This is a genomic window from Pinisolibacter aquiterrae, assembly GCF_019160155.1.
Classification (GTDB): domain Bacteria; phylum Pseudomonadota; class Alphaproteobacteria; order Rhizobiales; family Ancalomicrobiaceae; genus Pinisolibacter; species Pinisolibacter aquiterrae.
The window spans coordinates 78,146-90,813 of the sequence record NZ_JAFNIH010000035.1; the positions used below are offsets into that span (position 1 = coordinate 78,146).

At 67.4% G+C, this 12,668-nt stretch carries 13 protein-coding genes and 1 pseudogene; 10 read left to right on the top strand and 4 right to left on the bottom strand.

The window, feature by feature from the left end; genetic code table 11:
* Window positions 1-6 precede the first annotated feature (6 nt).
* Window positions 7-1,215, bottom strand: coding sequence for a glutamine-hydrolyzing carbamoyl-phosphate synthase small subunit (carA, locus tag J3S89_RS13995; protein WP_217928239.1), 1,209 nt, complete (start codon window positions 1,213-1,215; stop codon window positions 7-9).
* Between the two features lie 253 nt (window positions 1,216-1,468).
* Here carA and J3S89_RS14000 point away from each other — a divergent pair, with 253 nt between their 5' ends.
* The 4 genes from J3S89_RS14000 (at window position 1,469) to J3S89_RS14015 (ending at window position 4,197) form a co-directional block, all read left to right on the top strand.
* Complete coding sequence (locus tag J3S89_RS14000; protein ID WP_217928240.1) at window positions 1,469-1,924, top strand: GatB/YqeY domain-containing protein; 456 nt, start codon at window positions 1,469-1,471, stop codon at window positions 1,922-1,924.
* Between the two features lie 11 nt (window positions 1,925-1,935).
* Window positions 1,936-2,259: a YnfA family protein gene (locus J3S89_RS14005; protein ID WP_217928242.1), complete on the top strand. Its 324-nt coding sequence runs from the start codon at window positions 1,936-1,938 to the stop codon at window positions 2,257-2,259.
* A 266-nt stretch (window positions 2,260-2,525) separates the two neighbouring features.
* Complete coding sequence (locus J3S89_RS14010; protein ID WP_217928244.1) at window positions 2,526-3,527, top strand: cytochrome-c peroxidase; 1,002 nt, start codon at window positions 2,526-2,528, stop codon at window positions 3,525-3,527.
* 193 nt (window positions 3,528-3,720) lie between these two features.
* Complete coding sequence (locus J3S89_RS14015) at window positions 3,721-4,197, top strand: Fur family transcriptional regulator (protein ID WP_217928246.1); 477 nt, start codon at window positions 3,721-3,723, stop codon at window positions 4,195-4,197.
* Between the two features lie 17 nt (window positions 4,198-4,214).
* Here J3S89_RS14015 and J3S89_RS14020 read toward each other — a convergent pair whose 3' ends face one another.
* Together J3S89_RS14020 and J3S89_RS14025 are read right to left on the bottom strand one after the other, a co-directional pair.
* The gene (locus J3S89_RS14020) at window positions 4,215-4,574 is read right to left on the bottom strand and encodes a BrnA antitoxin family protein (protein ID WP_217928247.1); all 360 of its coding nucleotides are present in this window, start codon (window positions 4,572-4,574) and stop codon (window positions 4,215-4,217) included.
* On the bottom strand, window positions 4,528-4,839 hold the full coding sequence (locus J3S89_RS14025; protein ID WP_217928249.1) for a BrnT family toxin: 312 nt from the start codon (window positions 4,837-4,839) through the stop codon (window positions 4,528-4,530). Before J3S89_RS14025 ends, J3S89_RS14020 begins: the two co-directional genes overlap by 47 nt.
* Before the next feature lie 211 nt (window positions 4,840-5,050).
* On the opposite strand from J3S89_RS14025, the gene dnaG reads away from it, so the two are divergent.
* The 6 genes and pseudogenes from dnaG (at window position 5,051) to J3S89_RS14055 (ending at window position 11,655) form a co-directional block, all read left to right on the top strand.
* On the top strand, window positions 5,051-6,994 hold the full coding sequence (dnaG, locus tag J3S89_RS14030) for a DNA primase (RefSeq protein WP_217928250.1): 1,944 nt from the start codon (window positions 5,051-5,053) through the stop codon (window positions 6,992-6,994).
* A gap of 438 nt (window positions 6,995-7,432) precedes the next feature.
* On the top strand, window positions 7,433-9,415 hold the full coding sequence (gene rpoD / locus J3S89_RS14035) for an RNA polymerase sigma factor RpoD (protein WP_217928251.1): 1,983 nt from the start codon (window positions 7,433-7,435) through the stop codon (window positions 9,413-9,415).
* Between the two features lie 178 nt (window positions 9,416-9,593).
* Window positions 9,594-10,090 (top strand): annotated as a pseudogene (locus J3S89_RS14040) (REP-associated tyrosine transposase).
* Window positions 10,091-10,191: 101 nt separating this feature from the next.
* Complete coding sequence (locus J3S89_RS14045; protein ID WP_217928252.1) at window positions 10,192-10,476, top strand: HlyU family transcriptional regulator; 285 nt, start codon at window positions 10,192-10,194, stop codon at window positions 10,474-10,476.
* Between the two features lie 84 nt (window positions 10,477-10,560).
* Complete coding sequence (locus J3S89_RS14050) at window positions 10,561-10,959, top strand: acyl-CoA thioesterase (protein WP_217928253.1); 399 nt, start codon at window positions 10,561-10,563, stop codon at window positions 10,957-10,959.
* Between the two features lie 81 nt (window positions 10,960-11,040).
* Window positions 11,041-11,655: a LysE family translocator gene (locus J3S89_RS14055; protein ID WP_217928254.1), complete on the top strand. Its 615-nt coding sequence runs from the start codon at window positions 11,041-11,043 to the stop codon at window positions 11,653-11,655.
* A 211-nt stretch (window positions 11,656-11,866) separates the two neighbouring features.
* Here J3S89_RS14055 and J3S89_RS14060 read toward each other — a convergent pair whose 3' ends face one another.
* A complete protein-coding gene (locus J3S89_RS14060) occupies window positions 11,867-12,520 on the bottom strand; it encodes a septal ring lytic transglycosylase RlpA family protein (RefSeq protein ID WP_217928255.1) in 654 nt (217 codons plus the stop codon).
* Window positions 12,521-12,668 lie beyond the last annotated feature (148 nt).

Below are 12,668 nucleotides of genomic sequence, written 5' to 3' on the forward strand. Positions count from 1 at the left end.
CTCGCCTCAGGCCCGCTCGGGCAGGACCGGCTCGCCCTTCTTCTCGCGGATCAGGTTCATGAAGCGCGTGAAGAGATAGTGACTGTCGCGGGGGCCGGGCGAGGCCTCCGGGTGGTACTGCACCGAGAAGATCGGCTTGCCCTCGACCGCGATGCCGCAGTTCGAGCCGTCGAAGAGCGAGACGTGGGTCTCGACGACGCCCGCCGGCAGCGTGTCGCGATCGACCGCGAAGCCGTGGTTCATCGAGGTGATCTCGACCTTGTCGGTGGTGAAGTCCTTGACCGGATGGTTGGCGCCGTGGTGGCCCTGATGCATCTTCATGGTCTTGGCGCCGAGCGCCAGCGCCAGCATCTGGTGGCCGAGGCAGATGCCGAAGGTCGGCACGCCCGAGGCGATCACGCCCTGGATGGTCGGGACCGCGTAGACGCCGGTGGCGGCGGGGTCGCCGGGGCCGTTCGACAGGAACACGCCGTCGGGCGAAAGCGCCAGCACCTCGTCGGCGGTCGCGGTCGCCGGCAGCACGGTGACCTTGCAACCGGCATCGGCGAGGAGGCGCAGGATGTTGCGCTTGACGCCGAAGTCGAGGGCGACCACGTGGAGCTTCGGGTCGGTCTGGCGGCCGTAGCCCTTGCCCAGTTCCCAGGTGGTCTCGTCCCAGACGAAGGACTGGGCGGAGGTGACCATCGGCACCAGATCCATGCCCTCGAGACCCGGCCACGCGGCCGCCTCGGCCTTCAGCGCGGGAAGATCGAAGACGCCGTCGGGCGAATGGGCGATCACCGCGTTGGGCATGCCCTTGTCGCGGATGAGGGCGGTGAGCGCGCGGGTGTCGATGCCGGAGATGCCGACGATGCCGCGGGCCTTCAGCCAGGCGTCGAGATCGCGCGAGGCGCGCCAGTTCGACGGCGAGGTGATCGGCGCCTTCAGTACGCAGCCGCGCACGCCCGAGGACGAGGCCATGTTGACGGTCTCGATGTCCTCGTCGTTGACGCCGATGTTGCCGATGTGGGGGAAGGTGAAGGTGATGATCTGGCCGGCGTAGGAGGGATCGGTGAGGATCTCCTGGTAGCCGGTGATGGCGGTGTTGAAGCAGACCTCGCCCACCGCCGTGCCGGTGGCGCCGAGGCCGACGCCCTCGATGACGGTGCCGTCGGCCAACACCAGGAGGGCGGTCGGCTTCTGTTCGGCCCAGACGTCGTCGGTCATGTCGTTCATCCCGAAAGGGGGTCGCGCGTGGGCGCTCTCGCGGGTCGCTCGGACGGCCTCGGAGGGAGGGCTCGTCCGGGCGCGCGACGTCCGACCCCGCGAAGGTCGTCGCCCGCTCGTTCGCGCGGATATAGGGGGAAGCCCGGAGGCGGTCAACTGCGGGGCAGGGTCGCGCCCATCGTATCCACCGCCGGAATGGGCTATGGAGGGCGCCGAACGGCCCGTAAGGCCGAGACGACGGTCCGAGAACGAGGAGTGGACGATGCGCGAGGAACTGAACGCCGCGGTGAAGGCGGCGATGAAGGCGGGCGACAAGGCGCGGCTGTCGACGCTCCGGATGATGACCTCGGCGATCAAGGACAAGGACATCGCGGCGCGCACCGAGGGCGGCGGCGAGGGCATCTCGGACGCGGCGATCGGTGAACTGCTCTCCAAGCTGGTCAAGAGCCGCGAGGATTCCGCCAAGCTCTACGACGACGGCGGCCGTCCCGAACTCGCCGCCAAGGAGCGCGAGGAGATCGCCGTCATCCGCGAATTCATGCCGCGCCAGATGGAAGAGGCGGAGGCCAAGGCGGCGATCGCGGCGGTGGTCGCCGAACTCGGCGCCGCCGGCCCGAAGGACATGGGCCGCGTCATGGCCGCGCTCAAGGAGCGGTTCACCGGCACGATGGACTTCGGCAAGGCCTCGGGTCTGGTCAAGGCGGCGCTGACCGCCTGAGGAAGGAGAGCATGGGCGCGATCGGCCTCTATGTCCTGGCGGCGGCCGCGGAGATCGCCGGCTGCTTCGCCTTCTGGGCGTGGCTGAGGCTCGGCCGGTCGGTCCTGTGGCTCGCTCCGGGGATGGTGGCGCTGGCGCTCTTCGCCTGGCTCCTCACCCGGGTCGACGCCGAGGCGGCGGGGCGGGCCTATGCCGCCTATGGCGGCATCTACATCTGCGCCTCGCTCTTCTGGCTGTGGGGCGCGGAAGGGGTGCGGCCGGATCGCTGGGACGTCGGCGGAGCCGGCGTCGCGCTCCTCGGCGCGGCGATCATCCTGTTCGGGCCGCGCGGCTGAGGCCGGTCCTCCGGTGCCGGCGAGGCGGCGTCGAACCCGTGAAGTTCGACCTGCCGTCCAAGATCTGCGACATGCGGTCCCTGCGGTGGAAACGCCGCAGGAATTTTTGATTCAGAGCAAGATTTAGACGCGGTCCAAATGCGAGGAACGGTCCAGATCGGACCGACGGCTCGCGGTTCGGACGGGAGGCGCGAGCGGGACGGCGTCGGACGATCACCCGAGGAGACCTGCCGGATCCACGCCGGCCGATCCGATGGAGACGTTCCATGACGCGTCCGATGTCCCTGATCCTCGCATCCCTCGCCGCCCTGGCGGGCTCCACCGCGATCGCGGTCGCGGCCTCCGACGAGCCGATCCAGCCGATCCAGCCGGCGGTGGTCACCAAGCCGGCGATGGTCGAACTGGGCAAGAAGCTCTACTTCGATCCGCGCCTGTCGAAGTCCGGCTTCATCTCCTGCAACTCGTGCCACAACCTCTCGATGGGCGGCACCGACAATCTCCAGACCTCGATCGGCGATCATTGGCAGCAGGGGCCGATCAACGCGCCGACGGTGCTCAATTCCTCGATGAACCTCGCCCAGTTCTGGGACGGCCGCGCCAAGGATCTCAAGGCGCAGGCGGGCGGGCCGATCGCCAATCCCGGCGAGATGGGCTTCACCCACGCGCTCGCCGTCGAGGTGTTGAAGTCGATCCCGGCCTACGAGGCGGAATTCGCGAAGGCCTTCGGCTCGCCTGGTGTGGACATCGATCGGGTGACGACGGCGATCGCCGCGTTCGAGGAGACGCTGGTCACGCCCAATTCGCGCTTCGACAAGTGGCTCGCCGGCGACAAGACGGCGCTGACCAAGCAGGAGGTCGCCGGCTACGAGCTCTTCAAGGATTCCGGCTGCACCGCCTGCCACAACGGCCCGGCGGTGGGCGGGGCCTCGTTCCAGAAGATGGGCGTGGTCGAGCCCTATCAGACCAAGAACAAGGCCGTGGGCCTCGCCGCGGTCACCGGCAAGGACGCGGACCGCTTCAACTTCAAGGTTCCGACGCTCCGGAACGTCGAGATGACCTATCCCTATTTCCACGACGGCGCCTATTGGAAGCTCACCGACGTGGTCGATCTGATGGGCCGTCTCCAGCTCGGCAAGACCTTCACGAAGGAGGAGAACGCCGACATCGTCGCCTTCCTGAAGACGCTGACCGGCGATCAGCCCGACTTCAAACTGCCGATCCTGCCGCCCTCGACCGACGAGACGCCGCGTCCGAAGCCGTTCGGCTGAGGCACGGCGAGTGGCCGCGACCTGCGAGGGCAGGGCGCGGCGCGATCGGGGAAGCCCCACGGGGCTTCCCTCGGTTGGGATTTTGGAAGCCCCACGGGGCTTCCTTGGGTTCGATCTCAGCATTGGACCGGATCTATCGGGTACGGGGAAGACATGCCACGATTCCCCCTCACCCGCATCGGAGGGGTCGATCATGGGCCGTGCCAGCCATCTCTCGCCGCTTCTGACCGAGATCACGGTCGCGACCCCCGGAGAGCGCATGCCCGAGGTGACGGATCAGGACCTGGCCGACCGGCTCAGGGCGCAGGGCGTCTCGCTGACGCTGCAACGGCTCGTCATCGCGCGGGTGCTGTTGTCGCATCCGGTCCACCTGACGGCGGATCAGGTGTGGGGCCGGGCCAAGGACATCATGCCGGAGATCAGCCGGGCGACGGTCTACAACACGCTCGATCTGTTCGAGCGGTCGGGCCTCCTGCGCCGCCTGATCATCGACGCGGAGAAGGTGGTGTTCGATTCCAACACCGCGCCCCATCACCATCTCTACGATTCCACCACCGGCGAGGTGATCGACATCGCCCCGGGCGAACTCCAGGTGATCGGCATGCCGACCCTGCCGCCGGGCGTCGAACTCGAGGACGTCGACGTGGTGGTGCGGGTGCGGCGGCGCTGATCGGCCGAGCCTCAGGCTCACTCGGCAGCGTCGGGCTTGCGCTTGGCGCGGCGCTTTCGCGTGTGCGTCATATAGGAGCGCAGCACCGCGTTGATCCGCTTCTGATACCCGGCGCCGCCCGCTTTGAAGAAGGAGAGGACGTCGTCGTCGAGGCGGATCGAGATCGGCGTCTTGGACGGGGGGATCACCAGGACGGCGTTCTCCCAGTCGGGGTCGAGATCGTCCTGCCAATCGGGATCGGCCCGCATCGCCGCCTCGATGTCGGCGTCCGTGAGCGCGTCGACACGCGCCCAGTCGGTCTGGCTCTTCAGTTCGCCCTTGGCGCGCTTCTCACGGATCTCCTGGATCGTGTAACGCACGATACGCTCTTCGCTCATTGGGTCTCACTCTTCGCGCCGAGATGATCCGGATCGACGTTCCTCGCCATGTGTAGATCACTGCGACGAGCCGGCCATGAACCGGACCGAGCGCCTTGCGGCGCGTTTCGTGCGGATAGGACAGCGCTTCGTCCAGATGAGGCTCGAAGAAGAGATCGACGACGTCTTCGAAGTCGATGCCGTGCTTCTCGATGTTGCCGAGCCTCTTGGGTTCATCCCACTCGAAGCCGGTGGCTTCGAGTGAATTATCGTGATGGTCGTCCATATGGCCTCCACACGGGGGGCACGGCCTTTACGGGGTGCCTCCCGCGATGCTGCGGTTTCGAAGCATGCGTGTTCCTTTCGATCTCTTTTCTTGTTGATGCACGCCGTCTCCGGCGAACGGAATTGTATATACAGTTGTGTTTCCTGATTTTCAAGGGCAGAGCAATTTGCCTGCCGTCGCATCCGGCCGCTCGATCCCCTATACTCCCCCCATGAAGTACCCTCCGCACATCCTCGACGAGATCCGCGCGCGGCTTCCGGTTTCGGAGGTCGTGGGGCGGCGCGTGCGGTTGAAACGGCAGGGGCGCGAGTTCGCCGGGCTGTCGCCGTTCAATCCCGAGAAGACGCCGTCCTTCTTCGTCAACGATCAGAAGGGCTTCTATCACTGCTTCTCCTCCGGCAAGCACGGCGACGTGTTCCGCTTCCTGATGGAGACCGAGGGGCTGTCCTTTCCGGAGGCCGTCGAGCGGTTGGCGGCGGAAAGCGGGGTGCCGCTGCCGAAGCCCGACGTCCGCGAGGAGAAGCGCGAGCAGTTGCGCGCCAGTCTCGCCGACGTCTGCGAGATGGCTGCGCGGTTCTTCGAGGACAATCTGAAGCTCGCGGTGGGGGCGGCGGCTCGCACCTATGTGGAGCGCCGGCGGCTCGAGCCGCGCACCGTCAAGGAATTCCGGATCGGCTATGCGCCGGGCGAGCGCGAGGCCCTGAAGCGGCATCTCCTCGCCAAGGGCGTCGACGAGGCGGCGATGGTCGAGGCCGGGCTCCTGATCAAGCCCGACGACGGCCGGGCGACCTATGACCGCTTCCGCAATCGCCTGATGATCCCGATCCAGGACGAGCGCGGGCGCGTCGTCGCCTTCGGCGGGCGGGCGCTGTCGGCAGACGACAATCCGAAGTACCTCAATTCGCCGGAGACCGAGCTCTTCCACAAGGGCTTCATGCTGTTCAACGGTCACCGCGCCAAGGCGGCGGCCTATGATCAGGGCTCGGTGATCGTGGTCGAGGGCTATCTCGACGCGATCGCGGTGTGGCAGGCGGGGATCCCGGCGGTGGTGGCGACGCTCGGCACCGCCTTCACCGAGGAGCAGATCCAGCGCATGTGGCGCTTCGCCGCCGAGCCACTCGTCTGTTTCGACGGCGACCGGGCCGGCGTGAAAGCGGCGCATCGGGCGATCGACCGGATCCTGCCGCATCTGAAGTCGGGCTTCTCCTTCAATTTCGTGTTCCTGCCCGACGGCAAGGATCCCGACGATCTCGTCCAATCGGGTGGGGCGGAGGCGTTCCGCGCCGAAATGGCGCGCGCGGTGCCGCTCGCCGACGTGCTGTGGGACCGCGAGACGCAAGGCACCGCGATCGACACGCCCGAGCGCAAGGCGGCGCTCGAGAAGCGGCTCGAGGATCTCGTCCACGAGATCAAGGACAACCGGGTTCAACGCGCCTATCAACTCCGGTTCCGGCTGAAGCTCTCCAATCTGTTCTGGACCTCGGAGCGCGGCGACAGTCGTGGAGGACGTGGCGGGCGCGCCGGGGTGCCGGTGGCGCAGCCGATGCCGCCGATGCCGGGCGGCGATCTCGTCGGGCTCGAGCGGGTCGTGCTCGGGCTCTGCGTCGAATATCCCGATCTCTTCGAGGCGGCGGCGGAGCGGGTGCTGGCGCTCGACTTCGGGCTCGAGCCGCACGAAGCCTTCAAGCGCGAATTGCATCGGATGGCGACCGAGGTCTCCGATCTCTCCGTCTCCTCTTTCTACGACGGGATCGATCCGCGCTTCTTCTTCCTGCTCGAGGAGTTGCACGGGGCGGAGATCACCGACGAGAGCGGCCGGGTGATCGAGCCGAGCGGCGGGCATCTGCGCACGCGTTTCAAGGTGCTGCGGCACCATCCGCCGGAGGCCTGGGTCGAGGGGTGTCTGTGGCATTTCCTCGATCGGTTGGAACTCCGGCAGATGGAGCGCGACCTCGAGCGCGAGGTGGCGGGCATCGGCGCGGAGGTCGACGAGGCGCTGGAGGCGCGGATCCTGGGCCTGTCGCGCGACATCGCCAAGCGCAAGGAAGAATTCGGCCGGCGCGAGCAGGAATTGGCGGAAGAGGCCAAGGAAATTCGCCGCGCTCAGGGCGACGGGCCGCGCGGCGGCATCGCCGCCGGCGGCGGGCACGGGTGAGGAACGGGTTGCCGCAAGTCGGGCCGTCTCGGGCAATCGGGGCGGAATTCCGCCGCCGCGCCGACGGCATGATTCGCATGCGGGCGCGAATCATGCGACGAATCACCCTTGCAGAAAGCGATTCGCCCGTTAAATAACCCACAGGGTCTCTCTCGCATCGGCGCCGCAACGTGTGCGCGGGCGGACGAGGTCCTTACGAGCGGGCGTTTCTCAACGTCGGTCCTCGCCGTTTCGGAGCCTCTTCGGAGCGTTCTTGCGAAGCGGAGACGGGCCGGCGCTTCGATCGAGCAGAGTTAATCGGAGCTTAAGACAAGCACCGTAGTCCAGACATCCGGGCCACGTCGACATCGTAGCTCCCCTCGCCGCCGTGGGCCCACACGGCCGTCGCGAGGGCGGGGCGGGCGTCGGCGGGCGCGGGCCAGTTTCAGGAGACGTTTCATGGCGACCAAGGCCGGCGAGCAGGAAGAGACGGAGGTCCAGGCTCCCGAGACGCAGGACGGCCCGCTGCTCGACCTGTCGGATGCCGCCGTCAAGAGGATGATCAAGCTCGCCAAGAAGCGCGGCTTCGTCACCTATGACGAACTCAACGAGGTGCTTCCCTCCGAACAGGTCGCCTCCGAGCAGATCGAGGACATCCTCGCCATGCTCAACGAGATGGGGATCAACGTCGTCGAGACGGAAGAGGCCGAGGAGCACGAGGGCGAGGCCAAGGGCGAGGACGACGAGCCGGAGAGCACCGACCTCGTCGAGACCGCCTCGGCGGTGCCGGCGCGCACCACCACGGCGCGCGAGCCCGCCGACCGCACCGACGATCCGGTGCGCATGTATCTGCGCGAGATGGGCTCGGTCGAGCTTCTGTCGCGCGAGGGCGAAATCGCCATCGCCAAGCGCATCGAGGCCGGCCGCGAGGCGATGATCGCCGGTCTCTGCGAGAGCCCGCTGACCCTCCAGGCGATCATCATCTGGCGCGACGAGCTCAACGAAGGCAAGATTCTGCTGCGCGAGATCATCGATCTCGAGGCGACCTACGCCGGTCCCGACGGCAAGAACGCCGGCCCGCCGATGGTTCCCGTCGACGAGGAGACGACCGAGGCCGAGGAGGAGCCGCCCGAGCCGGAGGCCTCCGAGGACGGCGAGGACGACATGGAGGGCAACGTCTCCCTGTCGGCCATGGAAGCGGAACTGAAGCCGAAGGTGCTGGAGATCTTCGATCTCATCGCCGACGACTACAAGAAGCTCGCCCGTCTCCAGGAACAGCTGGTCGAGGGACGCCTCAAGAGCGAGACGCTGTCGCCCTCCCAGGAGCGCCGCTACAAGAAGCTCAAGGAGGATCTGATCCTCCAGGTGAAGAGCCTGTCGCTCAATCAGGCGCGTATCGACAGCCTCGTCGAGCAGCTCTACGACATCAACAAGAAGCTGATGGGCTTCGAGGGCCGTCTCCTGCGCCTCGCCGAGAGCTTCGGCGTCGGCCGCGAGGACTTCCTCAAGAACTATCAGGGCTCCGAGCTCGATCCGCACTGGCTGCGCCGCGTCGCCAATCTCGGCACGCGCGGCTGGCGCGACTTCGTCAAGAACGAGGGCGACACGATCAAGGAGTTCCGGGGCGCGATCCAGAACCTCGCCTCCGAGACCGGGCTCGAGATCGTCGAGTTCCGCCGCATCGTCCACATGGTGCAGAAGGGCGAGCGCGAGGCCCGTCAGGCGAAGAAGGAGATGGTCGAGGCGAACCTGCGTCTCGTCATCTCGATCGCCAAGAAATATACGAACCGCGGCCTGCAGTTCCTGGATCTGATCCAGGAGGGCAACATCGGCCTGATGAAGGCTGTCGACAAGTTCGAGTATCGGCGCGGCTACAAGTTCTCGACCTATGCCACCTGGTGGATCCGGCAGGCGATCACCCGTTCGATCGCCGACCAGGCCCGCACCATCCGCATCCCTGTGCACATGATCGAGACGATCAACAAGATCGTCCGCACCTCGCGACAGATGCTGCACGAGATCGGCCGCGAGCCGACCCCGGAGGAGCTGGCCGAGAAGCTCGCCATGCCGCTCGAGAAGGTGCGCAAGGTGCTGAAGATCGCCAAGGAGCCGATCAGCCTCGAGACGCCGATCGGCGACGAGGAGGATTCGCACCTCGGCGACTTCATCGAGGACAAGAACGCGATCCTGCCGATCGACGCGGCGATCCAGAGCAATCTGCGCGAGACGACCACCCGCGTATTGGCGTCGCTGACGCCGCGCGAGGAACGCGTCCTGCGCATGCGCTTCGGCATCGGCATGAACACCGACCACACGCTCGAGGAGGTCGGCCAGCAGTTCTCGGTGACGCGCGAACGCATCCGCCAGATCGAGGCGAAGGCACTCAGGAAGCTCAAGCACCCGTCGCGCAGCCGCAAGCTCCGGTCGTTCCTCGACAATTGAGAGCTTCGGTGTGTGGCACGCGAATCGAACCCCGGCGGCGACGCCGGGGTTTTTTCGTCGCGGGGAAGGTGCGGCTCGTCACTCCCGCCGGGCGGCGTAGGGTGCAATAGGCGAAGCCGTATTGCACCGGCCACGCTCGAGGCGCACCCTGCGCGTGTATCTCGCCGAGACGCCTTTCATGCCCGACTATCGTCGCCTGTTCGTTCCGGGAGGGTGCCGGTTCTTCACCACGACGCTGGCGGACCGCAGGAGCCGGCTGTTGGTCGAGCGGATCGATGCCCTCCGGACGGCCGTGGCGACGGTGAAGCGGGCGCATCCCTTCGGCATCGACGCCATGGTGATTCTGCCCGATCACATCCATGCCGTCTGGACGCTGCCGGGGGGGGGGGACGCCGACTTTCCGTTGCGCTGGCGTCTGATCGAACGAGCCTTCTCGGTGGCGTTGCCCTCGCGACCGCGCGGCGGCGCGAGGGCGAACGAGGCATTTGGAAACGGCGCTATTGGGAGCATCTGATCCGCGACGGCGACGATTTCGGTCGTCACGTCGATTATTGCCACGTCAATCCGATGCGCCATGGGCTGGTCTCGCGGGTGCGGGACTGGCCGTATTCGACGTTTCATCGCGTGGTGGCGGCGGGTACATATGCAGAGGATTGGGGTGGCGAGGTCGCCTGATGCCAGGGGCGGCTTTGGTGGATGTGGCGGATTACGCTACGCTAATCCGCCCTACGTCGACGAGATGGCCGGAGGATCGGCCACTGACCCGGAGAGATCACATGTCCCTTCTCAAGCGCCTGTTCGGTCGCTCGAGCGATGCGCCGACCCTGCCGGCGGCGGCGCCCAGCGTCGAATTCGACGGCTTCACCGTCCGCGCCACGCCCTATCCGGAGGCGGGGCAGTTCCAGCTCTGTGGGGTGATCTCCAAGGAGATCGGCGGGGTGGTGAAGGAGCATCGCTTCGTGCGCGCCGATCGTTTCACCGACATGGACACGGCGGTGGAGATGACCTTCACCAAAGCGCGGTTGATCATCGCGCAGTCGGGCGGGCGGCTGTTCGACTGACGCGCCGTCGTTCGCGCGGACGGGGTTCCGCCCGCCCGCCGGCTCCGCTAGGCTTTCGGCGTCGCAACAGCCTACGAGCCTCCGATGCCACAAGCTCCCACTCCCGAGACCCATCGCGGCGAACTCACCGTTCGCGTCATCGCCATGCCGTCGGACACCAATGCCAACGGCGACATCTTCGGCGGCTGGGTGCTCTCCCAGATGGACGCGGCCGGGGGCATTCGCGGGGTCGAGCAGGCGCAGGGCCGCGTCGTCACCCTCAAGGTCGACACGCTCACTTTTCACCGGCCGGTCAAGGTCGGCGACGTGCTCTGCGTCTATACCGACATCGAGAGCATCGGGCGAACCTCGATGAAGATCCATATCGAGGCCTGGGCGCGGCGCTTCCTCACCGCCGAGCGGGAGAAGGTCACCGACGCCACCTTCACCTTCGTCGCCGTCGACGAGGACGGCCGCCCGCGGGTCATTCCGCGCGAGGCGTGAGCGCCCGCGTCGGCCACGGCCGCTGGCGCGACGTTCGGGCGGTGATAGGGTGAGCCGATCACTCTCGCGCGGAGCCGCACCATGTTCGGATGGGACTTCCTCCTCACCACCCTGATCGTCGTCGTCGCCCCGGGGGCCGGGGTGATCTACACGCTCGCCGCCGGTCTCGGCCAGGGGGCGCGGGCGAGTGTGGTCGCCGCCATCGGCTGCACCATCGGCATCGTGCCGCATCTCTCGGCGGCGCTGTTCGGGCTCGCGGCGCTGCTGCATGCCTCGGCCGTCGCCTTCTCGATGGTGAAATATGCCGGTGTCGCCTATCTCCTGTGGATGGCGTGGCGCATGCTCGGCGAGACGGGCGGGCTCTCGGTCGAGGCGTCGAGCCCGGCGCGCTCCGACCTGCGGGTGATCCGCGACGGCATCCTGATCAACATCCTCAATCCGAAACTGTCGGTCTTCTTCCTCGCCTTCCTGCCGCAGTTCCTGCGCGCCGAGGATCCCCACCCGCTGGTCACCATGGCCTCGCTCGGCGGGGTCTTCATGGGGCTGACGCTGGTGGTCTTCGTCGGTTACGGGCTGTTCGCGGCCTCGCTGCGCGATCACGTCATGTCGCGGCCGAGGGTGCTCGCGTGGATGCGGCGCAGTTTCGCCGCCGCCTTCGTCGGGCTCGGGGCGAAGCTGGCGCTGACCGACCGCTGAGACCGAGCGTATGAAGTTCCGACCTGTTCGGCCCTTCTTCGTGCGCGAAGGCAAGCCCGAACGGGCGCCGGCCGGCCGGGCCGTAACGCTCGTGACGTTCGGGCGAGTCCGAATGTCATGAACCCGGTATGAGACGCGAAAGCCCCGGGCGGCGGACCGACCGGGGCTTTCGATTTCGGCGGGGATCGCCGGGCGTGGCGCCCGTCGACCGTCAGTTCCGGGAGCGGGTCCGATCGATGAGATAGCGATCGCGATCGTCGAGGGCGACGGCGACCTCGCCGGCGTGATCGCGCTTCGGGGTGGTCTCGGCGGTCTTCGGCGCGGTCTCGGCGACGGCCTTCTCGGTGGCGGCCTTCTCGCGCGCGGTCTTCCGGGACGCGGCGGCGGCCGTCTTGCGCTCGACCTTCGGTGCGATCGAGGCGGTGGTCTCGACGTCGTCGGCGGTGGCGGTGCGGGTCGGGGTTTCGGCGGCGCCGGCCTCGACGGTCTCGATCGCGACGCGGGTCAGGCCGGAGGAGACGAAACCGAGCCGGTCGGCGGCGGCACGGGAGAGGTCGATGATGCGGCCCTTCACGAAGGGGCCGCGATCGTTGATGCGCACGACGACGCTGCGGCCGTTGCGGAGATTGGTGACGCGCATGTGCGAGCCGAGCCGGGCGGTGCGATGGGCGGCGGTCATGGCGTGCATGTCGAAACGCTCGCCGGAGGCGGTGGGGCCGCCGTGTTCGGAGCGACCGTAGAAGGAGGCGACGCCTTCGGCGGCGGCCACGGGCGAGAGGCCCCCGAGCAGCAGGCCGGAGGCGATGAACGCCGAGCGCACGGCTCCGCCGCGTCGCGAAGCGACGTCGTCACGAGTGATTGTCATTCCCTAGTCTCCAAGTCCATGGAGCGAGCCGGGGCGATCCTCGCCTTCTCGTCTCGCTGCGTGGCGACGGCACGAACCGGGTCCTTGCCCGTCTGGGTTCGTGCTCCGTCTCGAAGCGCCGATCGGCCCCGGTTTCCCGACGGGGCGG